Here is a 21140-nt window from a genome sequence, read left to right on the forward strand (position 1 = left end):
CTTATGACGATGTGGAAACGTAACTTAATTATCTGTTGGTTCGGCTCCTTCGCCACGATGGCTGGCATGAACCTTGTAATTCCTTTTCTTCCTGTTTATATCCAACAATTGGGCGTTCATAATATTGCCAGCGTTGAACAGTGGTCCGGTGTTGCTTTTGGGGCAACGGCTCTCTCCGCCGCTATTGTTTCACCGCTTTGGGGAAAACTGGCCGATATACATGGCCGTAAGATGATGTTGTTGAGAGCAAGTCTGGGGATGGCTGTAATTATGATTTTAATCGGATTTGTTCATAATGTTTATGAACTTGTGGGCCTTCGCCTTTTAATGGGTGCCATATCTGGTTATGTACCGGCAGCGATAACCCTTGTTTCTTCTCAAACCCCCAAAGAACATGCTGGTTGGGCCTTGGGTACTCTTACTTCCGGCTCGGTCGGAGGTTCCTTGATCGGTCCTCTTGTCGGTGGTACATTATCTGAACTCATCGGTTTGCGTCATGTTTTTTATGTCACCGGGGGATTTTTGTTTTTGGCCTTTCTAATCGCTTTGCTGTTTATTCAAGAAGACTTTGTACCGAACAATTCGGCTCGGTTATCCGGTCAAGAATTTTGGAAGACTATTGACAAGCCTAAAGTACTGATAGCCATGTTTATAACCTCGTTTATGCTTCAATTAGCCAGTATGTCAATTGAACCTATTGTTACCATTTACGTCAAGCTTCTAATGAATAACGCTAATCATATAGCAATTATTTCTGGAGCAGTCGTTTCTGCTGTGGGATTGGCTAATGTGCTGATTGCTCCCCTCCTGGGCAAGCTATCGGACAGGGTAGGGCCATATTCAGTGTTATTTGTCTGCCTCCTTGGGGCAGCTGTAATTATAATTCCTCAAGCATATGTCCGAAATGCCTGGCAGCTTATTATTTTACGTTTCATGATGGGAGTGGCAACCGCTGGTTTTTTGCCATCAATTAATTCACTTCTGAAAAGTAACATTCCGGAGACAATTTCAGGCAGAATATTTGGGTATAATAATGCGGCCCAAAATTTAGGTAACGTAGTTGGCCCTGTATTAGGGGGGCAGATGGCAGCTTTCTGGGGTTTTCATTATGTGTTCTTTTCCACAAGTATATTACTTCTCATCAATGCATTTTGGGTTTACAGAACGAGTAAAGGGCAATATGAAGCATCTCCGAATTGCTCGGGCTAACGGTATTTCGTTATAAAATATAAAAAACTTTTTCTAACATCAAATACAAATTGTGACAAATTATACAGTATATCTATGTTATACTACACGTGAAGAATATTTTAATACAATTATTACCTTTTTAATAATTAAATACATAATTGGGAAGTTTTGAAGCATGTATTGTATAATTTGGGCGCTTTATACATGTGGAACGAGTAGCGCAACCGGCCTGGTTTTAAGTAAACCAGGTTTTTTATTTGGGGAGGAATGATTTTGAAAAAAGTCAAGATACAGGTTAATAGATATATTATTTTGAACTATCCCCACCAAAGCACGGTATGGGAACCACCCCCATTTGAAAAAGTGGGAGTCTTACGATTGGATAAAAATCGAGTCCTTTGATATTGAGGGAGTAATGATGAAAGAAAGAAAATATGTGTTTATAGGATTAAGTATTGGATTCATTCTTTTTTTGTTTGATCGATGGCTGGATTCCCATAATCACTCTTTGAGAATTTCTTGGTTATGGATAATATTAGGCTGGATTAGCGGCAGCCTTTTTATACGGATACATAATGAGCGCAGGAAAAGAGAAGAGACTATAAAAGAGGATCATCAACGTATGCTTGATTTGTTAAACAGTCTCCCAGGAATAGTAATTGTTGTGGGAGAAAATTATGAAGTACACTTTGTCAATCGCAATTATCTTTTGGAATTTGGTGATAAAAAAGGCAAGTTTTGCTACGCCATGCTTAAAAGGAATAGCCCATGTGAGAATTGCAGAATAAACGAAGCGTTCTGTACTGGGCGGCCCATAAAGGATGAAGAGATTTTTTATAATAATAAAATTTATGAAGTTAAAATTCAACCGTTTGTTGATGTGAACGGAACACGGCTTGTTATTAAAACTCTTTATGATATAACGGAGCGAAAAAAAGCTGAGCAGGAATTGACACGCTTGCATTTAGAAATGATCAATCTGGAACGTTTTAATTTAGTTGGTCAAATGGCAGCAGGGATAACCCATGAAATCAGAAATCCAATTACTACGGTACGGGGATTCCTCCAGCTGCTCGGCTCCAAGCCAGAGTTTCAATTACAAGGAGATACCTTTATGCTCATGATTAATGAACTGGACCGTGCGAACAAAATTATTTCGGATTTCCTATCTCTTTCACGTAATTCTCCCAAAGAACAAGATTACCTAAATATTAATGAGATTTTAAGACACTTGTATCCTTTACTTGAAGCAGATTCTCTCACTCAGGATAAACAAATAAAGTTCCTAGTCGGGGATACACCTAAGATCTTGCTTAATCCGGATGAAATGTCGCAGCTAGTGCTTAATTTGTGTCGTAACGGGTTAGAGGCTATGCAAGCGGGAGGAACATTGTGTATTTCTACCTATGTCGAGAATAGTCAGGTGGTATTATGTATAGAGGATGAAGGGGGCGGCATTCCAATAGAATACTTAGACAATATTGGAACGCCGTTTTTTACTACCAAACAGAATGGAACGGGATTAGGATTGAGTACTTGTTACGATATTGCCAGTCGTCATAGTGCGACAATCAACTTCAAGAGTAATCCTGGAGGAACAGCGTTTTATGTTCGTTTCCCAATATATAGTGCAAAAATGACTAGTTGAAATAAGGCAAAATTTGCGTAAAGTATAGACTTATACATAACAAAAGTCCAAACATTGTATTAGTTTGAGCTGTATAGCGAACTGCGGGCATCATTTGGGAGGGCCGATTTTTGCCGATAAAACCTTTCGTTGCTTGTACGGCTTTGGGAATGCTTAAGAAGACAATCAGAAGCCAGGGGTTGACCAACCCTCTAATAACTAATCCCATGACCCAAAGATAAGCAGTGGCGAACATAGCTCCGAGTACGAAAGCGGCATGCTCATGCCCAAGTAAAATAGCTATTGTTTTTCGTCCTGAATCCTTATCCCCATCAAGATCGCGAATATTGTTGGCCATATTGATTGCACCGACTAAAATACCGGTCGGTATGGAAACGAGGATACTTTTCTCGTTGACATATCCTGTTTGGATGAAGAACGATATAAGAATAAAGAAAGTTCCCATTAGTAGGCCGGCAAAAATTTCGCCTAGGGGAGTATAGGCTATAGGTAACGGCCCTCCGGTATATAAATAGCCAATCAGCATTCCCACAAGTCCGATTAAGGCTAACCACCAACTGCTGTGAACACAAATGTAAATGCCAAATAATATTGAAACGCCGTAGCATCCCAAGGCGAGCCGCAGAACAGTCTGGGGGCGGAATCCTTCCCGGACAATTGCTCCGCCGATGCCGATAGAATCTATCGTATCCAGGCCGCGTTTAAAATCATAATATTCATTAAACAAGTTTGTGGCTATTTGGATGAGCAGGCAGCTTATGAGCATGGCCCCAAAAAGGAGTTTATGCCAAGGGGTATAACCTAGGGATAAGGACGTACCGATAAATACGGGAATAAAGGATGCAGTTAAAGTGTGAGGACGAGTAATTTTCCATAAAACTTTTAGTTTTCCCGGCTTTTCGGGGTTTGAATATGGCATAGTATTAGGCAGAGTATTCATATTTTTTCCTTTCATGTGAAACTTCTGAGATCGTTTCTAAATAATCTTAGTTTAGCGGATGGAGTGGTGATTCCACGAGTTCACTCAATAAAATTATAGCACTGGAAAACTAGTTATGAGATATTTAACGGGCAGCATGCTTTGAATTTTTGTTGTTGCAACCTTATTGACATATGTTCAAAATGAAGTATAATTGACAAAAAAGGCATATGTCAATAACAGGAAGGAGGGTGATACCAGTTAAAATGCCTCACCTGACAGGCGTGAGTCCATCGTTTGGTATGGCCGGCAATTCTATGCATTAGCTGCATACAGGTCAGCTTCATGGCTTCCACTACGTCTTGCCTTAGGCAATCCGTAGATACTTTAGCTCTTCTACATATACTTCTTGGAACTCCCCATATTTGTAGTTGCTCAAGATGTTCTTTGCTCCGTGAATATCACGCGTTCTCGATATCTACAAGTACAAATGTAATTACTAGAAGAGGTTTAATAATTTGAGGGCGGCGATTCATCTCACCACCTATAGAGAATGTGAGTCTTTTCGCTGCAAAAAGATCAATTAGCATTACATTTATTTGGAATCTAGTCTTGTATTTGGCAAATAAGGGGGAATTCTGAAGTGAAAATTGCAGTTGCCAGTGATAATGGTATGGTTGCTGAGCATTTTGGCCATTGTCATAGTTTCAGTATTTTTTCTGTGGAAAATAATCAAATTGTTAACATCGAATCATTAATAAGCCCTGGACATAAGCCTAGCTTTTTACCCAACTTTTTAAATGACCTAGGGGTAGAAGTTATTGTTTCGGGCGGTATGGGCGGGGGCGCAATAGAAATATTTAATCAAAAGGGAATTCGAGTCATAACAGGCGCCATGGGACATGCCAAAGTCGCTGCTGAACAGTATCTGCAAGGTACTCTCAAAACTAACGGTGCTGTTTGTAATGAACATCTGCATCATAACGAATGTGGTCATTAAGATTTGAAAAAAAGCGCCAATTCTAATATAGTACTAATTAGTAAATGTCTTTTTCTACTCAAGAGAAAAATTAGGGAGGTTATAGTATGATCGTTGAAGTAAATCAAGAGGACTGTATGGGCTGTGAATCCTGTCCTGCCTTTTGCCCAGAGGTATTTAGGATGACGAATGACGGATTAGCAGAAGTTTATACAACTCCAGTCCCCAGCGAATGTGAGGAAGCTGCTAGAGAAGCCGTTCAGGGTTGTCCTGCCCACTGTATTTCCATTGAAGAGTAGTATATACGAGTATCTAAGTATATAGGGAAAAAGGAAAGCTGTAGAGAGGGTGTGAATCATCCATCAATACAGCTTTCCTTTTTATTTAGTTTTCAAGGCTCCGACTTCTATAAGTGGGAGTATTCCCCATACCTTGTTTCAGGGGGGGATAGATTTTTAATCAGAGACAAGTAAAAATTTGGCGAGATCCATAGCGATATTTGTTGTGAAATGTCATATTGTATAGTTTTATAGTATTGACAAGGGAAATAATGAAGAATATTATGTAAATCATAAAAGAGGTAAGAGAGTGATTACTTACCAACAAAAATTGACTCTTAGGAGTTATTTTTACTTCGATTATGCACGTATATGAGCGGGATTGCGGGCCGATAATAAGTTCTCTTATGTAAAAAACAAGTGATACAAGGAGGTGAATTTAGTGACCAATGAGCGGATTAATGAACTTATGTTAGAATTGTTTATTTTTGAGACAACACAATTAGTTGAACAACTTGAACAAATATTAATAACCACAGAGAAAAACGCAAGCTTTACAACTGAACAAATCAATGAGATCTTCCGGATAATGCATACGATTAAAGGATCGTCCGCCATGATGCTTTTTAATAACATCGCAGCCTTGGCACATGCTCTGGAAGATCTGTTTTTTTTCCTTAGAGAAGAAAAACCTCGAGAGGTAAATTTCTCAGAAATTATGGATCTGGTTTTCAATGGTTTAGACTTTATTAATGTAGAACTTTTGAAGCTTACGAATGGGGATAAGGTGGATGGTGAGGCCACGCGTCTTATCGAACAACTGCATGGATACTTACTTTTATTAAAAGGCGATCAGCTGGTTCAAGAAAATCTCCAGTCAGAATCTGATTCCTTTATACCTCAACAATTCTATATAAGTAAAAGTAAACAATCTGGAACTGAAGATCAGTTTGAAAATGCTTTTCAAGCCACGATTTATTTTGAAGAAAACTGTGGCATGGAGAATCTTAGAGCTTTTGGTGTTGTTAATGAGTTAGAGGGACAACTCGAAGAGTTCTATCATTTACCGCAAAACATTGAAGATGATGAATCAATTTCGGAAATTCTAACAGAGGGCTTCAGGCTTTTTATTAAAACAAATCATTCTGATGAGGAAGTCCGAGATTTACTCCAGCAAACTATGTTCCTAAAAGAACTAACTCTCAAAGGAATTGATGATCTGGAGACAGCTTTTTGCCCCTTCAGAAATGAGCTTACACCGACTGAACTTCTGGGGGGGGATTCTTTGAACTCCCTGATGACATTAGACCAAGCGGAGAAAGACCCTACTAACGGAAAACCAGCAGCAAGTGCTCAAAATCATCAATCCATCATTAATGTAAGTGTAGCAAAATTGGATAAACTCATGGACCTTGTTGGCGAGATGGTTATTGCCGAGGCCATGGTAACCCAAAATCCGGATCTTAAGGGACTTGATTTACAAAACTTCCAAAAGGCCGCGCGACAATTGAACAAAATTACAACTGAGCTTCAGGATATTGTGATGTCTGTTCGCATGGTTCCCCTAGCCGGTACTTTTCAAAAGATGAATCGTACTGTTCGGGATATGTGCAAGAAATTGAATAAGGAAGTCTCTCTTAAATTGATTGGGGAAGAAACCGAGGTTGATAAAAATATTATTGAGCATATTGCTGATCCATTAATGCACCTGATAAGGAATTCCATTGACCATGGTATTGAAGAACCACATATTCGTGAGGCAAAAGGAAAATCGCGGTCGGGAACTATAGTATTGGAAGCTAAAAATGCCGGCAGTGACGTTCTCGTGTCAATACGGGATGATGGACAAGGATTTAATAAAGATAAAATTCTCGCCAAAGCTTTTGAACATAACTTGTTGCCCCCAAATTTCGAGGAGTTATCGAATAAAGAGATTTATCAATTGATCTTTCTGCCTGGTTTCTCAACCAATGAATCTGTAACAGAATTTTCCGGGCGTGGTGTCGGTATGGATGTTGTTTCCAGCAATATTTCCGCAGTGGGAGGATCGGTTACCGCAGACAGTATCCCTGAAGAGGGCGCGTCGATAACTTTGAAAATTCCCCTTACTTTAGCGATTATTGATGGGATGACCGTCAAAGTAGGTAATGCCCGTTATACCATACCCACTATTTCTGTTAAAGAATCTTTCAAGCCTAAGTTATCAGATATCATAGTTGACCCCGACCAGCGAGAGATGATTATGGTACGCGGCCATTGTTACCCCGTACTCAGGCTCCATCAGTTTTATCGTGTAAAGACGGAGATAATAGAGCTAATAAAAGGCATGATCGTTATGGTGGAGCAGGAAGGAAAGACCTTGTGCCTTTTTGTAGATGAACTTGTAGGTCAACAGCAAGTTGTTGTTAAAGCTTTACCAACCTATATCAAGACCTTGAAGGAGATTCCGGGGCTTGCGGGATGTACATTGTTAGGCGATGGCAGTATCAGTTTAATTTTAGATATTCCAGGACTTATTTCCTATTAAATAAAGGGGGGAAATTACATAAATCAAAGAAACAGAAAGGAGAGTCTATGGTGGCCGAAATAGATCAAGAGTTTCTTGAGGAAGAAGACACCCAAAAGGGGAAATTCCTAACCTTTTTGTTGGGAAACGAATTTTACGGCATTGAAATCAAATTTGTCACTGAAATCATCGGTTTTCAACCGATCACGGAAGTCCCAGACCTTCCGGATTATATCAAAGGTATTATAAATTTAAGGGGTAAGATTATTCCAGTCATGGATGTTCGCTTGCGTTTTAGGAAACCTTTTCGTGAGTATAATGATCGGACCTGTGTTATTGTGGTGGATGTTCTGGAAGTTTCTGTTGGTCTTATTGTCGATAGTGTTTCCGAAGTGATATCAATCTCCAAAGGAGAAATAGTTGATCCTCCTAATCTTGGCAAAGGCGGGAGCGGATACATTAAAGGTATTGGTAAAGTGGGCAGTGAGGTCAAGCTCCTCTTGGATTGTGATAAACTGCTCAATGAGAAAGATCTTGAGAGTTTAGAAAATATGTGACCTTGAGGAGGGACTGTCCCATGAAGTGGTTCTTGAATATGAAGATAAGTGTCAAGCTTCTAGTTTCTTTTATTATAGTTGCCCTGCTATCCGGCGTTGTTGGTCTTGTCGGCATTATTAATTTGAAACAATCGGATACTCAATATTCCAGTCTTTATACGAATTATGGTGTATCTTTGAGCTATTTATCCAATATTGCAGAGGGTTTTCAACGTATGAGAGTCAATTTGCGAGATCTTATGGTCGATACAAATCAAGGCAATAAGCAAAACTATATTAATAGTATTAAAACTTTAGAAAAAAACGTTCAAGATAATATGAACATTTATGAAAAAAACATTAGTACCTCAGAGGACCGGGCTCTTTTCAGTCAACTTCAGGAGGCCTGGAATAAGTTATTACCGGTTGTTGATAAAGAAATAGCCTTAGCTTCATCTCAACAAGAGCAACAAGCTTATATTATTTCAACCAGTGAGGGGACTCAAGTTACCCAATTGGTTGATGATGCCATAAACAAAGTGATTAATCAAAATATTACAACCGGAAATCGATTATCTAACCAATATGGACAAAACGCTGAAAGCACAATCAATCTTATGATCGGTATTATTGTTTTCTGTATGTTCATGGCTGTAGTTCTTGGAATTGTTCTTTCCCGTATTATTAGTAAGCCTATAAGAAGACTTGCTGAAGGAGCTGAGAAGATTGCTCTTGGGGAGATAGACCTGAAATTTGAAGCGATGACTAGGGATGAACTGGGGATACTTGAAAAGTCTTTTGGGAAAATGATCGATAGTATCCGCACCCAGGCCGAGACGGCCGATAAAATCGCGGCGGGTGATCTTAATGTACAGGTTCCGGTTCGTTCTGATAAGGATGTGCTCTCGAAAAGTTTAGAGCAAGTTGTGCATACTCTGCGAAACTTTCTTGATGAGATGGGTCATATGTCCAAAGAACATGATCTGGGCGAGATTGATATCTTTGTTCCTGCGGAAAACTTTCAAGGTGCCTATAGAACTATGGCACAAGGCGTTAACGATATGGTTAAGGGACATCTTATCGTCATAAGGAAAGCAATGGCCTGTATTTCTGAGTTTGCTAAAGGCAACTTTAACGCCGAGATTGAGAAGTTTCCTGGAAAGAAAGCAATCATTAATGAAAACATCGAAGCCCTTCGCCATAATTTAAAGGAAGTTAGTTCGGAAATTGGCATATTAATTGAGGCCTCTAAAGAAGGACGCTTAGGTGAACGGGCAAATGCTAAGTTGTTCAAAGGGGATTGGGCTGATCTGGTCCAAGGTCTGAATGGCTTAATCGATGCTATTCTTGAACCGATCCAAGAGGCTGCCGCTGTGCTTGAGGAAATGGCCAAAGGAAATTTGCGGGTCAACGTTAAAGGAAATTACAAGGGAGATCATGCAAAAATCAAACAGGCCCTGAATGAAACTTTAAGTACCTTGGACTCTTATGTTAGTGAGATATCAGATGTTCTTACACAGATGGCTAATGGTAATCTCGATGTGGAAATCAGTAAGGACTACAGGGGAGACTTTTCTGAAATCAAAAAGTCCTTAAATAACATTATTCAATCCCTCAACGACGTTTTTAGTGATATTAATAATGCTTCAACTCAAGTTGCAGCAGGTTCCAGCCAGGTTTCCGACTCTGCTCAATCTCTTTCTCAGGGTTCAACAGAGCAAGCCAGTGCCATTGAAGAATTGACTGCTTCTCTCGAAGAAATTGCCTCGCAGACGAAACTTAATGCTTCAAATGCCGATAAGGCTAACGAACTAGCCTTCGCTGCCAAAGACGATGCAATTGAAGGCAATAATCAGATGAAGGAAATGCTTAAAGCAATGGATGTTATCAATGAAGCTTCCGGCAATATTTCCAAGATAATTAAAGTAATTGATGAAATTGCCTTCCAGACCAATACCTTAGCCCTTAATGCCGCAGTTGAAGCTGCGCGGGCCGGACAGCATGGCAAAGGTTTCGCGGTAGTAGCAGAGGAAGTTCGCAATCTTGCCACTCGCAGCGCAAATGCCGCTAAAGAAACGACACTTCTAATTGAAGGTTCAATTAAGAAGGTTGAAGGCGGAACGAAGATTGCTAATGACACTGCTGCAGCCTTAAGTAAGATTGTAGACGGTGTTGCTGAAGCTGCTGAGCTTGTCGGGGAAATTGCAAATGCATCTAACGAGCAAGCCTTAGGAATTAATCAGATTAACCAGGGAATTCAACAAGTTTCAGCTGTAGTTCAAACGAACTCTGCTACTTCTGAAGAAAGCGCGGCTGCCAGCGAGGAATTGTCGAGTCAAGCAGAGCTTTTGAGAGAACAAGTAAGTCGCTTTAAGCTCAAAAAGACTCGATATGCTTCTATGATCAAAAGTTTTGATGAGCTCAATCCCGAAGTAATTAAGATGCTCGAGAGCATGAAGCAAAGAAAAAGAGGAACTGAGAATTCAATGGATCAAGGCTATGGTGAAGCTGCCGCTGCGAGACATAATCCTAAAATTACTTTAAGCGATAGTGAGTTTGGCAAGTATTAATCAACTAACTTAAATGAGAGAGCCTTCGGGCTCTTCTCAAGTTTTTTGCCCAAACCAGACAGGGGGCTGCATTAGCCGAAGCTTGATCATGAAAGTGGATAATGAAGAAATTAATGTTGTTTCACAGTCCATTATGATTTAATCTTGAGATCGGAATGAGGTATTATTATAATAAGTCATTTTCTTGAAGGGGGAAAATTAATTAATGAATATACTTATCGCTGAGGACGATATGCCTAGTCGTAAATTTCTGTCAAAGTTTCTTTCCCAGTACGGCGACGTTGATATGGTTGTGGATGGCTTAGAAGCGTTAGATGCTTACCTAATTTCAATTAAAGAGAATAATCCTTATGATCTTATCTGCCTGGATATCATGATGCCCAAAGTCGATGGGGTAAGGGTACTTAAGGCAATCAGAGATTATGAGGCCAAACGGGGTGTCCCTCAAGATAAAAGGGTTAAGGTTATAATGACAACAGCCTTGGAAGGAACTGATTTCGTTAAAAATTCCTTTGAGCTCGGATGCGAGGCATACGCAGCAAAGCCCATTGATACTCAAAAACTTTTGGAAGTCCTTGAAAAGCTCGGCCTGCTTGAATTCCCTTCACAATGAGTGTCTATTAATAATATTAATCGTAAAGATAGCGATTGGCTATAGATTTTGGGTTTTGAGAATGTTATTCTTTACATAAGATCAAGGGCAAGTAAGGTGTTAGTGAACTCGTTCAGCTAAAGCTGAACATCTGGGCTTCAGATGGGGGACTCACCCCCACTTATAGAAGTGGGGGGGCTTAAAAACAGGATAAAGGTAATAGAGGATAAGTTAGCTAATTAAAGTTAGGAATGTGAATGTAATAACTATCTCATAGGTAATAATTCAATAGGCCGCACTAATCCCCTAGCTATTTAAGAGTTATTTTTAGAGAATTGGTATTTCAAGATCTTGAATTAAAGCTATAAAGGAGGCGTTGTATATGTTCGCTTGGATTTCGATGATAATGTTAGCTATTTTTCTTGGGGCCTGCGCTGTAGTAATTGCTGCTTCTTGTTATCACCTTTCGAAACTGATTCACAAGCGTTTCAGTAAGCGCGATTATTTGATTAAACCTCATCAATTAAAGCCTAGTCATGGATAAGAACCCTGGGGGAATTTATAAAAGTTAAGTCAAAAGGGACTACCACTATCAAAAGTGGTAGTCCCTTTTAAAATAACCTAAAATCTTCAATTGGTATTTCCTTCGTAAAAGTTTCTGTTGGTGGATCAATCCTATTAACTCCCGATATCATAGCTTTAATGGTTGGAGAGCATTCCTTAATAAAGTTATTTAATCTTGAGCTGCTCATTCCATCTTCATAATTCAGTTTGCTATTCAAATCATTGTTCAAAGTATATTCTTTGCTTGAAAAGTATTCATCAAATCTCGCTTCGATTTGCGGCGGCCCAAATTTAGCTGCTTCTCGGCAAACATATAAACGGCATAGTGGTGTTGTGGCGTCTTTGGGTAACATACAGCCTATATTACTTGCAAAGGGACAATGATTAAAACCGGATTTCATTTCGACCATTATTCCGTTATAACCTTCGATGATTTGTCCTTTACTTAAGATTAAGGTATAGATATCAGGATAATTTAGATATAAAAACACTAAATCGAAAAGACAAAATTCTGGTTCATAAGAACAACAACCTAATTTTTTCGGATCATTGGCAGCATTTCGGCAGCAAACTGAACAGAGATTGGTACAGATACTTGGGCGTAAAGGATCATTAATAATTTTAAATTCTGCTAACATTCGTAAATCCCTCTCTCAAATCCTTTGTCGTTGAGTTCTTAATAACTTGATTAAAACAGATCAATTATACTTTTACGTGACAAGGCATCATAACGGTACTATGATTATATAAAAATGGAGTATTTTCTAATATCAAGTCTAAAAAGTGTGACTAGTTTAACAAAATGATTAAGGCTTGTAAAGCAGGAAAATGATAATACTAACATGATAATACGAAATTGTTAGATAGCCAACGTGAGTTAATTTAAGGAAATCGTGCAAAGAAAAGAGGATGGGCAAGTGTACTTTGAAACGAGATATTTTTCTAAATCGGATGAAGACTTAGCAGCTCATTGGTTATTATTTCGGGAGAACAAAATTGTTACCCTTAATGACAAGCTGCAATTTACACCGTCAGAAATTAAGGCCTATAAATTTGAAGAAAATATAATTCGCTGCCAACAAATCGAAGGATTAGATGGGCATTTGCTTAATGTTGCGGAGCTGAGTCAGGAGACAATTGTACCGAGGGAAATGACATGTGTAAATCTAAGGCAGTTACTGGGTAAAGTCCCGGATGAATTATTTTTTTTGGCGGGAAAAGCTTCCCAGCTATTGTTCTGGGATCATACCCATCAATTCTGCAGCCGCTGCGGAGGTCAAACAGAGTATAAGCACGATGAAAGAGCTAAAATCTGTCCTGCATGTGGTTTTGTCAATTATCCGCGAATTTCTCCGGCAATTATTGTGGCGATTATCAAAGGGCATGACATTTTATTGGCCAAGGGGAGCCGTTTTCAAGGCGGTTTCTATAGTGTTTTGGCAGGGTTTGTGGAGCCGGGGGAAACCTTTGAGGAGTGTGTGCAACGGGAAGTAGGAGAAGAAGTCGGCATTAAGGTCAAAAATATCAAGTATTTTGGCAGTCAGCCTTGGCCCTTCCCCGATTCATTAATGGTGGGTTTTACTGCTGAATATGCGAGCGGGGATATAAACATTGATAATAAAGAAATCATCGATGCCGGCTGGTTTACTTCGGAAAAACTGCCTCTAATACCAAAGACGGGAAGCATAGCCCGGCGATTAATTGATTGGTTTGTTGAGAGTCAAGATAAGCAGGCTGGATCTTAAGGAAACTGATAGTGGTATTACCTTTTATATAGTGTATGAGCAAAAACAACGATATTAAAGGAGACCTATATTTTGGAGGTTAACGATGACAACAAACATGATCCTGATTATCGCAGCTATCGTTATTGGAGTACTTATAGTTGTAAAATTTATACGATTTATAGTTAAAGGAATATTTTTATTGGCAGTGTTAGCTTTGGCCCTATTCCTTCTTCTGAACTTGACTCAGGAAACACCATCGAAAAACATTACAAATGGCAAAGTACAAACCGCAGTACAAAGTGGGATCAGTAATGTGACCCAGAAACTTAAAAGCATTAATTATAAGCAAGCTCAAACAAATTTCCAAAATGCTCTAACTCAAAGCATAGATTATGGTAAACAAGCATTAGCTAAAATAGCTCATTGATTGGAAGTTATTCAGCGTTCGCATCTGCCGAAAGAATAGGTAAAAAAGAAAAGGCCTAGGCGCTTTGCACCTAGGCCGAACCGCCTAAAAATGGAAAGGTTGGGGTGGAACATGAGGTCTTAATAGTTTGCGTAACACCCATAGTTCCCAGATGATTATTGACAACAGGACAATTATAATAATCAATGCCGTTATAATCATACAGTTCACTCCTTTATTTTGTGCTAATCTTAAGTGCGAGAGGATTCCTAATACATGCTATTCAGCATGTCCAGCAGATGTTCATAACTTTGAAAATTTGCATGAAAAAGCTCGAGAAATTCTGTAAAATTCTTGATGATTTGCGGTTGACAAATACTAACAAAATGAGTATGATACATAGTAATTAAATAACTCACCCTAAACCGTTGAAGTGGAGATAAAAACAAATCGTGCACTTCCAGAGAGCCGGAGTTGCTGTGAACCGGCAGAACGCAGATTGTTAAATGGACCACGGAGGGCGCGACGAAAGGCATTGCCGAGTATTTCGCGACGTGGAGGCATACGTCAGTTGCCAGGAATATGATGGTATTCTGTTAAGCGTGCGGAATTTTTTTCCGTGAAGCAAGGTGGCACCGCGGGTATTGTATTGAATTCAACCCGTCCTTGACTATATAGTCGTTGGACGGGTTTTTTGACGTTTAAAAACAAGGTCCTCCCGTCCATGAACGAAGCGCGCATGTTCAAAGGAGGTAATTATGTACAGACCAAGCTTAGATGAAGCCAGAGAAATTGCAGCAGACTACAACCTGATTCCCATTAGCCGTGAAATATACTCGGATCTCAGGACTCCCATCGAAGTGCTGAAAATCCTGAAAGGCGTCAGCAGTCACTGCTTTTTGCTGGAAAGTCTTCAGAGTGCCGAAACGTGGGGACGTTACACCTTTTTAGGTTTTGATCCCAAACTGGAAGTAACTTGTACGAACGGAACGATCACTACCAAATCATTATCGAAAACTAGTTCTCAGACTACGAAACACCCTCGGGAGTATATTCAACAGATCCTTGACAACAATAAAAGCCCTCGGTTTGAGTACCTGCCGCCTTTTACCGGTGGCTTGGTAGGGTATTTTTCTTATGATTATATCAAATACAATGAACCTTCCCTCAAACTGGATGCGGAAGATCAGGAAGGCTTTAAAGACGTAGATTTAATGCTCTTTGACAAGGTTATTGCTTTTGATAACTTGAAACAAAAAATTATTCTTATTGCCAATGTAAGAACTGATGAACTTTCTTCCAATTATAGTAAGGCAGTCAAGGAAATTGAAACTATGGCTGACCTCATTAAACACGGGGTTTATCGAGAAACTCAACCCGGTAAAGTCACTTCCGAATTTCGCCCGTTGTTTAAGGAAAACGAATATTGCCAAATGGTAAACAAAGGCAAGCATTATATCCATGAAGGGGATATCTTTCAAGTCGTGCTCTCAAACCGTTTTGAAGCAGATTTTGCAGGCAGTCTTCTTAATGCCTATCGTGTGCTGAGAACCTTAAACCCATCTCCTTATATGTTTTATATCTCCAGCAATGATCTGGAAATCGCCGGCGCTTCTCCGGAAACCTTAGTTAAACTTCAAAATGGGACACTCTTCACGTTTCCTTTGGCAGGAACTAAACCAAGAGGGAAAAACGGCGAGGAGGACTTTCAGAACGAAAGGGATTTGCTCTCCGATCCTAAAGAATTGGCCGAGCATAATATGCTGGTAGATTTGGGCAGAAATGACTTGGGTAGAATCAGCAAATTTGGCACCGTTAGGGTTGAAAAATACCTGTCGATTGAGCGCTTCTCACATGTTATGCACCTCGGATCGACGGTAAAAGGGGAAATAAGAGCGGATAAAAAGGCTTTAGACGCAGTTGATGCCGTACTGCCGGCCGGTACGCTTTCCGGGGCCCCTAAAATAAGAGCTTGTGAGATTATCAATGAACTTGAAAATAACAAGCGCGGCATTTACGGGGGAGCCATTGGCTATATCGATTTTACCGGCAACTTAGATACTTGTATTGCCATTCGTATTGTCTTTAAAAAGAACGGCAAGATCTTTGTCCGTTCTGGAGCAGGTATTGTTGCCGACAGTGTGCCGGAAAAGGAATATCAAGAATGCCTCAACAAAGCTCAAGCTGTCATGAAAGCTCTGAAAATGTCTGAGGAGGTTATCGACTGATGATTCTCTTAATCGATAATTATGATAGTTTTTCCTATAACCTCTATCAACTTATTGGCTCCATCAATCCTGATATTAAAGTCATTCGCAACGATGAACTAAGCGTATCGGAAATCGAGGCTTTGGAACCGGAAGCAATTATTCTCTCTCCTGGGCCGGGTAAACCGGCGGATGCCGGAGTATGTGTTGAGAGTTCCAGATATTTCGCAGGCAAAATCCCTGTCTTTGGGGTTTGCCTGGGCCATCAGTCGATCTGTGAAGCCTTCGGGGCCACAGTGTCCTATGCGCGCGAGCTAATGCACGGCAAACAATCGACAATAAAAATAGATACAGATTGTTCGCTTTTCCAAGGCTTGCCGGAAACGATCGCAGGAGCGCGCTATCATTCGCTAGCCGCTCTGGAAGAAACCATTCCCAAGGAACTAAAGGTTATTGCCCGAACGGATGACGGGGAAATAATGGCCGTTAAACACAAGGATTACAAGGTCTATGGCGTTCAGTTTCATCCGGAATCGATCCTGACACCACAGGGGAAAACCATTATGGAAAATTTTTTGAGGGGGAGTAAGCATGATAACCGAAGCAATATACAAGGTCATTAAAGGTCAAGACCTGGACTTTGAGACGGCCAAGACGGTTATGGGGGAAATGATGGATGGGAGCGCTACCCATGCCCAGATGGGCGCTTTCCTTGCCGCCCTGAGGATGAAGGGCGAAAGTATTGATGAAATTACTGCCAGTGCCCAGGCCATGCGTGAAAAAGCCCTGCACCTTGATCAGGTTCACGATGTTATGGATATTGTAGGCACAGGCGGCGATGAGGTGGGGACCTTTAATATTTCGACAACGACATCCTTTGTTGTGGCTGCTGCGGGAGTCCCTGTAGCCAAACATGGCAACCGCAGTGTGTCCAGTAAAAGCGGAGCAGCCGATGTCTTAGAAAAGTTGGGTATTAATATCGCTATTTCCGCCGAGCAGAGCCGCAAAATTTTAGAAACTATTAATTTGTGTTTTATGTTTGCTCAAACCTACCATAGCTCAATGAAACACTGTGCTCCTGTACGGCGTGAGATGGGTGTCCGCACAATCTTCAATATCCTTGGCCCTCTTGCCAACCCTGCCGGGGCAAAGCGGCAGTTAATGGGTGTCTATGACGAGAAACTTATAGAACCATTAGCAAGGGTACTTTCCAACCTTGGGGTTAAGCGCGGCATGGTGGTCCATGGTTGTGATGGTTTGGATGAAGCAACGCTTACAACGAGGACAAAGGTCTGTGAAATAGAAGATGGGGATCTTAAAAGTTATTATCTGGACCCTACGGAATTAGGATTTAATTATTGTAATTTGGAGGAGCTTATTGGGGGGGATGCTGAAGAGAATGCTAAGATAACCCTCAGTATCTTAGACGGTTCCGAGCGGGGAGCCAAACGTGATGTTGTCGTTCTCAATGCCGCTCTTTGTTTGTACTTGGCTGACAAGGCAGCGACGATTCAGGAGGCTGTTCCTCTTGCCCAAGACCTTATCGACAGCGGCGCAGCTCTCAGTAAGCTTAAAGAATTTGCCAGACTTTCCAACGAGGTGCTGGGACATTGATTTTAGAAAAAATAGCGCAGCGAACCGTTGAGCGAGTCGCTGAACTGAAACGAGTAAAAGCGGCAGCACAGGTTGTTTCTGAAGCTAAGGCTCTAGATCCCAATACAGGCTTTCCCTTTGAAGAGGCTCTCAGAGCTGAGGGGCTATCCTTTATCTGTGAGGTAAAAAGGGCATCACCGTCTAAGGGGATTATTGCTCAAGATTTTCCTTATCTACAAATAGCTAAGGACTATGAGTCGGCAGGCGCCGCAGCGATTTCTGTACTCACTGAGCCCGATTGGTTTCAAGGCCAAGACCGCTACCTCACAGAGATCCGCCAAGAAGTAAAGCTTCCCCTTCTGCGCAAGGATTTTATTGTGGACAGCTATCAAATATACGAAGCGAAGATCATTGGGGCCTCTGCTATCCTGCTCATTTGCGCCTTATTGGCTACGGATACTCTCAAAAACTATCTGGAAATTGCTCATAGTTTGGGTTTAAGTGCCCTTGTAGAAGCCCATACCGCAGAGGAGGTCAGCTCGGCTTTAAAGGCTGGGGCCAGAGTGATCGGAGTCAATAACCGTAACCTGAAAACCTTTGAAGTTGATCTTACTACCAGCATCAGACTGCGCGCCTTAGTCCCCAAGAACATCCTCTTTGTCTCGGAAAGCGGCATTAAATCGCCGGAGGATGTGGCTGTCTTAAAGGCCAATAAGACCGACGCCGTTCTGATCGGAGAAACCTTGATGCGCAGCCGGCATAAAAGAGAAGAGCTTGCCTTGCTGCGGGGGGACGATTAAGCTATGAAAATTAAAATCTGCGGACTCTTTCAAAATTGTGACATTGACTTTGTCAATGAGGCTAAGCCTGATTTTATCGGTTTTGTTTTTGCCAAGAGCCGCCGCCAGGTATCTGTGGAATGGGCAAAGGCCATGCGGTCGAACTTAAGTCCGGAAATCACGCCAGTGGGCGTCTTTGTTAACGAATCGATAACCAAGGTCGCTGATCTTTTGAATGATCATATTATTGAAATGGCTCAGCTCCATGGGAACGAAGGTGAAACCTATATCCGAGAACTAAAAACTTTGACTGCTAAACCGATAATTAAGGCGGTTCAGGTGAAAGTACACGCCGATATTGAGGCGATGCAGGACAGCGAGGCCGACTTTTTACTCCTTGATCAGGGAGCGGGCGGGACCGGTCAGACCTTTGATTGGAGTTTGGTCGGAGAAGTGAAAAAACCCTTTTTTCTGGCCGGGGGCCTGAAGGCAGATAATATTGAGCAGGCAATTAGGGCAGCAAAGCCCTTTGCCGTTGATCTCAGCAGCGGAGTGGAGACAGATGGGAAGAAAGACAAGGCCAAAATTTTAGAAATAGTTAGGAGAATGCGATATGAGTAAAGGCAGATACGGCATTCACGGGGGGCAATATATCCCGGAAATTCTGATGAATGAAATCATCAACCTGGAAAAAGCTTACGAACACTTTAAGAATGACCCCGAGTTTAAAGCAGAGCTTAAAAAGCTGCTGAATGAGTATGCGGGAAGACCTTCGCTGCTCTATTATGCCGAGAAGATGAGCAAAGACTTAGGGGGCGCCAAGATCTATTTAAAGCGTGAAGACTTAAATCATACCGGTTCTCATAAAATCAACAACGTTTTAGGGCAGGCTTTGATGGCTCAGAAAATGGGCAAGACACGCGTTATTGCCGAAACAGGGGCCGGACAGCACGGTGTTGCCACTGCTACGGCGGCAGCCCTGCTTGGCTTAGAGTGTGAGATTTTTATGGGTAAGGAAGATACGGACAGGCAAGCGCTTAACGTTTACCGGATGGAGCTGTTGGGAGCTAAGGTTCATGCGGTAACCAGCGGTACTATGACGCTAAAGGACGCCGTAAACGAAACAATGCGTGAGTGGACCGCTCGTGTTTATGATACTCATTATGTTTTAGGGTCTGTGATGGGTCCTCATCCCTTCCCCATGATCGTTCGTGATTTTCAAAGCGTGATCAGTGAGGAAGCCAGAGAGCAGATTCTGGAACTTGAAGGCAAACTTCCCGATGTGGTGCTTGCTTGTGTCGGCGGCGGCAGTAATGCGATGGGGATGTTCTACAATTTCATCGCTGACGCAGGTGTTAAATTGATCGGCTGTGAAGCGGCGGGACACGGAATTGATACTGAGAAGCATGCTGCTACCATTGCCAAAGGAAAATTAGGGGTTTTCCACGGCATGAAGTCTTACTTCTGTCAGGATAAATATGGGCAAATTGCCCCGGTCTATTCGATTTCCGCCGGCCTCGATTATCCTGGGATAGGGCCGGAACATGCCAATCTTCATGATTCAGGCAGGGCAGAATATGTCCCTATTACGGATGACGAGGCCGTAGAAGCTTTTGAGTATCTGGCCAGAACAGAAGGAATTATTTGCGCGATTGAAAGTGCCCATGCCGTGGCTCAGGCTAAGAAAATTGCCGGCAATCTGAGTAAGGATCAAATCATTATCATCTGTTTGTCAGGGCGAGGAGATAAAGATGTTGCCGCGATAGCGCGCTACAAGGGGGTAAGTATCTATGAGTAATATTGCAGAGGCCTTTAAAAACGGGAAAGCCTTCATCGGATTTGTCACTGGCGGAGATCCTACTTTAGAGAAGAGTGAAGAGTTTATTTTGGCAATGGTTCAGGGTGGTGCTGATTTAGTGGAAATCGGTATTCCTTTTTCTGATCCCATTGCTGAGGGACCGGTTATTCAAGAAGCGAACATCCGGGCTCTTGCAGCTGGAGCAACCGTGGACAAAATTTTTGACCTGGTGGTTTCTGTCCGTCAAAAGACTGAGGTGCCTCTCGTTTTTCTAACGTATTTAAATCCCGTCTTTAATTATGGGTACTCCCGCTTTTTTCAACGCTGTGCTGAAGTCGGGGTTGATGGCATCATTATCCCTGATCTGCCTTATGAAGAAAAAGGTGAGCTGACTGAAATTGCCGCCGGTTTTGGAGTCGACGTAATTTCCTTGATTGCCCCCACGTCGGAACAACGCATTAAACAGATTGCCGCAGAGGCGACAGGTTTTATTTATGTGGTCTCTTCCATGGGTGTCACGGGCATGAGAAGTGAAATTAAAACAGACTTGCGCTCAATTATTGGGGTCATCAGGGAAGCAAGCTCTGTTCCCACGGCGGTTGGTTTTGGCATCAATACGCCGAAACAGGCCGAAGAACTTGCCGAAATTACAGATGGCGTGATTGTGGGCAGTGCGATTGTCAAAATTGTTGAGAAGTACGGGGAAGAGGCCGGCCCTTATATTTATGACTATGTTCAGAGTATGAAAAACGCTGTGGGAGATATCGTTTAATTGAGATATATTTGTTCTGGTAACCAAAATAACGGCAAAAAAATGAAAACAGCTCGAAAGGGCTGTTTTTTCTAG

20 protein-coding genes and 1 riboswitch are annotated in these 21140 nt (G+C 41.5%); of the genes, 18 read left to right on the forward strand and 2 right to left on the reverse strand.

The genetic code is table 11. From position 1 onward, the window contains the following. The first annotated feature begins 3 nt into the window (after window positions 1-3). Both B5771_RS14080 and B5771_RS14085 read left to right on the forward strand, forming a co-directional pair. A complete protein-coding gene (locus tag B5771_RS14080) occupies window positions 4-1209 on the forward strand; it encodes a multidrug efflux MFS transporter (protein WP_088188100.1) in 1206 nt (401 codons plus the stop codon). A gap of 134 nt (window positions 1210-1343) precedes the next feature. Next, window positions 1344-1430, forward strand: a riboswitch (cyclic di-GMP riboswitch). A gap of 116 nt (window positions 1431-1546) precedes the next feature. Continuing rightward, window positions 1547-2839, forward strand: a complete 1293-nt coding sequence (locus B5771_RS14085; RefSeq protein ID WP_242966846.1) for a PAS domain-containing sensor histidine kinase — start codon at window positions 1547-1549, stop codon at window positions 2837-2839. Here the strand turns inward: B5771_RS14085 and B5771_RS14090 are convergent. Then, entirely contained in the window at window positions 2832-3758 is a 927-nt protein-coding gene (locus tag B5771_RS14090; protein WP_088188267.1) for a 1,4-dihydroxy-2-naphthoate polyprenyltransferase, read from the reverse strand. The genes B5771_RS14085 and B5771_RS14090 overlap by 8 nt on opposite strands. Window positions 3759-4401: 643 nt before the next feature. Between B5771_RS14090 and B5771_RS14095 the strand changes: the two genes are divergently transcribed. The 7 genes from B5771_RS14095 (at window position 4402) to B5771_RS24350 (ending at window position 11763) form a co-directional block, all read left to right on the forward strand. Then, window positions 4402-4758, forward strand: a complete 357-nt coding sequence (locus B5771_RS14095) for a NifB/NifX family molybdenum-iron cluster-binding protein (RefSeq protein WP_242966847.1) — start codon at window positions 4402-4404, stop codon at window positions 4756-4758. Window positions 4759-4844: 86 nt separating this feature from the next. Further along, entirely contained in the window at window positions 4845-5036 is a 192-nt protein-coding gene (locus B5771_RS14100) for a ferredoxin (RefSeq protein WP_088188101.1), read from the forward strand. Window positions 5037-5457: 421 nt separating this feature from the next. Continuing rightward, the gene (locus B5771_RS14105; RefSeq protein WP_172408279.1) at window positions 5458-7542 is read left to right on the forward strand and encodes a chemotaxis protein CheA; all 2085 of its coding nucleotides are present in this window, start codon (window positions 5458-5460) and stop codon (window positions 7540-7542) included. 47 nt (window positions 7543-7589) lie between these two features. Beyond that, window positions 7590-8078, forward strand: a complete 489-nt coding sequence (locus B5771_RS14110; RefSeq protein ID WP_047810349.1) for a chemotaxis protein CheW — start codon at window positions 7590-7592, stop codon at window positions 8076-8078. A gap of 20 nt (window positions 8079-8098) precedes the next feature. Continuing rightward, a complete protein-coding gene (locus B5771_RS14115) occupies window positions 8099-10627 on the forward strand; it encodes a methyl-accepting chemotaxis protein (protein ID WP_088188102.1) in 2529 nt (842 codons plus the stop codon). Between the two features lie 205 nt (window positions 10628-10832). Beyond that, window positions 10833-11240: a response regulator gene (locus B5771_RS14120; protein WP_088188103.1), complete on the forward strand. Its 408-nt coding sequence runs from the start codon at window positions 10833-10835 to the stop codon at window positions 11238-11240. Window positions 11241-11601: 361 nt separating this feature from the next. Then, window positions 11602-11763 carry a hypothetical protein gene (locus B5771_RS24350; RefSeq protein WP_172408280.1) on the forward strand — a complete coding sequence of 54 codons (162 nt, stop codon included), beginning with the start codon at window positions 11602-11604 and terminating at the stop codon, window positions 11761-11763. A 67-nt stretch (window positions 11764-11830) separates the two neighbouring features. On the opposite strand, the gene B5771_RS14125 is transcribed toward B5771_RS24350, so the two are convergent. Further along, complete coding sequence (locus B5771_RS14125) at window positions 11831-12421, reverse strand: hypothetical protein (protein ID WP_088188104.1); 591 nt, start codon at window positions 12419-12421, stop codon at window positions 11831-11833. A 279-nt stretch (window positions 12422-12700) separates the two neighbouring features. Between B5771_RS14125 and nudC the strand changes: the two genes are divergently transcribed. From nudC to trpA, 9 genes are all read left to right on the forward strand, one after another. Beyond that, on the forward strand, window positions 12701-13528 hold the full coding sequence (nudC, locus tag B5771_RS14130) for an NAD(+) diphosphatase (protein WP_088188105.1): 828 nt from the start codon (window positions 12701-12703) through the stop codon (window positions 13526-13528). Window positions 13529-13613: 85 nt separating this feature from the next. Then, the gene (locus B5771_RS14135; protein WP_088188106.1) at window positions 13614-13937 is read left to right on the forward strand and encodes a hypothetical protein; all 324 of its coding nucleotides are present in this window, start codon (window positions 13614-13616) and stop codon (window positions 13935-13937) included. A 737-nt stretch (window positions 13938-14674) separates the two neighbouring features. After that, on the forward strand, window positions 14675-16144 hold the full coding sequence (gene trpE, locus B5771_RS14140) for an anthranilate synthase component I (protein ID WP_088188107.1): 1470 nt from the start codon (window positions 14675-14677) through the stop codon (window positions 16142-16144). Next, the gene (locus B5771_RS14145) at window positions 16144-16746 is read left to right on the forward strand and encodes an aminodeoxychorismate/anthranilate synthase component II (RefSeq protein ID WP_088188108.1); all 603 of its coding nucleotides are present in this window, start codon (window positions 16144-16146) and stop codon (window positions 16744-16746) included. Before trpE ends, B5771_RS14145 begins: the two co-directional genes overlap by 1 nt. Beyond that, window positions 16715-17737 (forward strand): anthranilate phosphoribosyltransferase, encoded by a 1023-nt coding sequence (gene trpD, locus B5771_RS14150; RefSeq protein ID WP_088188109.1) that lies wholly within the window; start codon window positions 16715-16717, stop codon window positions 17735-17737. The genes B5771_RS14145 and trpD overlap by 32 nt, the downstream gene beginning before the upstream one ends. Continuing rightward, window positions 17734-18516: an indole-3-glycerol phosphate synthase TrpC gene (trpC, locus tag B5771_RS14155; RefSeq protein WP_088188110.1), complete on the forward strand. Its 783-nt coding sequence runs from the start codon at window positions 17734-17736 to the stop codon at window positions 18514-18516. The genes trpD and trpC overlap by 4 nt, the downstream gene beginning before the upstream one ends. Before the next feature lie 3 nt (window positions 18517-18519). Continuing rightward, window positions 18520-19116: a phosphoribosylanthranilate isomerase gene (locus B5771_RS14160; RefSeq protein ID WP_088188111.1), complete on the forward strand. Its 597-nt coding sequence runs from the start codon at window positions 18520-18522 to the stop codon at window positions 19114-19116. Continuing rightward, complete coding sequence (trpB, locus tag B5771_RS14165) at window positions 19109-20293, forward strand: tryptophan synthase subunit beta (RefSeq protein ID WP_088188112.1); 1185 nt, start codon at window positions 19109-19111, stop codon at window positions 20291-20293. Before B5771_RS14160 ends, trpB begins: the two co-directional genes overlap by 8 nt. Next, window positions 20286-21065, forward strand: a complete 780-nt coding sequence (gene trpA / locus B5771_RS14170; RefSeq protein WP_088188113.1) for a tryptophan synthase subunit alpha — start codon at window positions 20286-20288, stop codon at window positions 21063-21065. Before trpB ends, trpA begins: the two co-directional genes overlap by 8 nt. Window positions 21066-21140 lie beyond the last annotated feature (75 nt).

It is taken from the genome of Desulfosporosinus sp. FKA (genome assembly GCF_002196785.1).
Lineage (GTDB): Bacteria > Bacillota > Desulfitobacteriia > Desulfitobacteriales > Desulfitobacteriaceae > Desulfosporosinus > Desulfosporosinus acididurans.

What these genes read in the sequence shown, in the direction of transcription:
- B5771_RS14080 (WP_088188100.1), top strand. Translation starts at nt 4, where the DNA reads ATGACGATGTGGAAACGTAACTTAATTATCTGTTGGTTCGGCTCCTTC.
- B5771_RS14090 (WP_088188267.1), bottom strand. Translation starts at nt 3,758, where the DNA reads ATGCCATATTCAAACCCCGAAAAGCCGGGAAAACTAAAAGTTTTATGG.
- B5771_RS14100 (WP_088188101.1), top strand. Translation starts at nt 4,845, where the DNA reads ATGATCGTTGAAGTAAATCAAGAGGACTGTATGGGCTGTGAATCCTGT.
- B5771_RS14110 (WP_047810349.1), top strand. Translation starts at nt 7,590, where the DNA reads ATGGTGGCCGAAATAGATCAAGAGTTTCTTGAGGAAGAAGACACCCAA.
- B5771_RS14115 (WP_088188102.1), top strand. Translation starts at nt 8,099, where the DNA reads ATGAAGTGGTTCTTGAATATGAAGATAAGTGTCAAGCTTCTAGTTTCT.
- B5771_RS14120 (WP_088188103.1), top strand. Translation starts at nt 10,833, where the DNA reads ATGAATATACTTATCGCTGAGGACGATATGCCTAGTCGTAAATTTCTG.
- B5771_RS24350 (WP_172408280.1), top strand. Translation starts at nt 11,602, where the DNA reads ATGTTCGCTTGGATTTCGATGATAATGTTAGCTATTTTTCTTGGGGCC.
- B5771_RS14125 (WP_088188104.1), bottom strand. Translation starts at nt 12,421, where the DNA reads ATGTTAGCAGAATTTAAAATTATTAATGATCCTTTACGCCCAAGTATC.
- B5771_RS14135 (WP_088188106.1), top strand. Translation starts at nt 13,614, where the DNA reads ATGACAACAAACATGATCCTGATTATCGCAGCTATCGTTATTGGAGTA.
- trpE (WP_088188107.1), top strand. Translation starts at nt 14,675, where the DNA reads ATGTACAGACCAAGCTTAGATGAAGCCAGAGAAATTGCAGCAGACTAC.
- B5771_RS14145 (WP_088188108.1), top strand. Translation starts at nt 16,144, where the DNA reads ATGATTCTCTTAATCGATAATTATGATAGTTTTTCCTATAACCTCTAT.
- trpD (WP_088188109.1), top strand. Translation starts at nt 16,715, where the DNA reads ATGATAACCGAAGCAATATACAAGGTCATTAAAGGTCAAGACCTGGAC.
- B5771_RS14160 (WP_088188111.1), top strand. Translation starts at nt 18,520, where the DNA reads ATGAAAATTAAAATCTGCGGACTCTTTCAAAATTGTGACATTGACTTT.
- trpB (WP_088188112.1), top strand. Translation starts at nt 19,109, where the DNA reads ATGAGTAAAGGCAGATACGGCATTCACGGGGGGCAATATATCCCGGAA.
- trpA (WP_088188113.1), top strand. Translation starts at nt 20,286, where the DNA reads ATGAGTAATATTGCAGAGGCCTTTAAAAACGGGAAAGCCTTCATCGGA.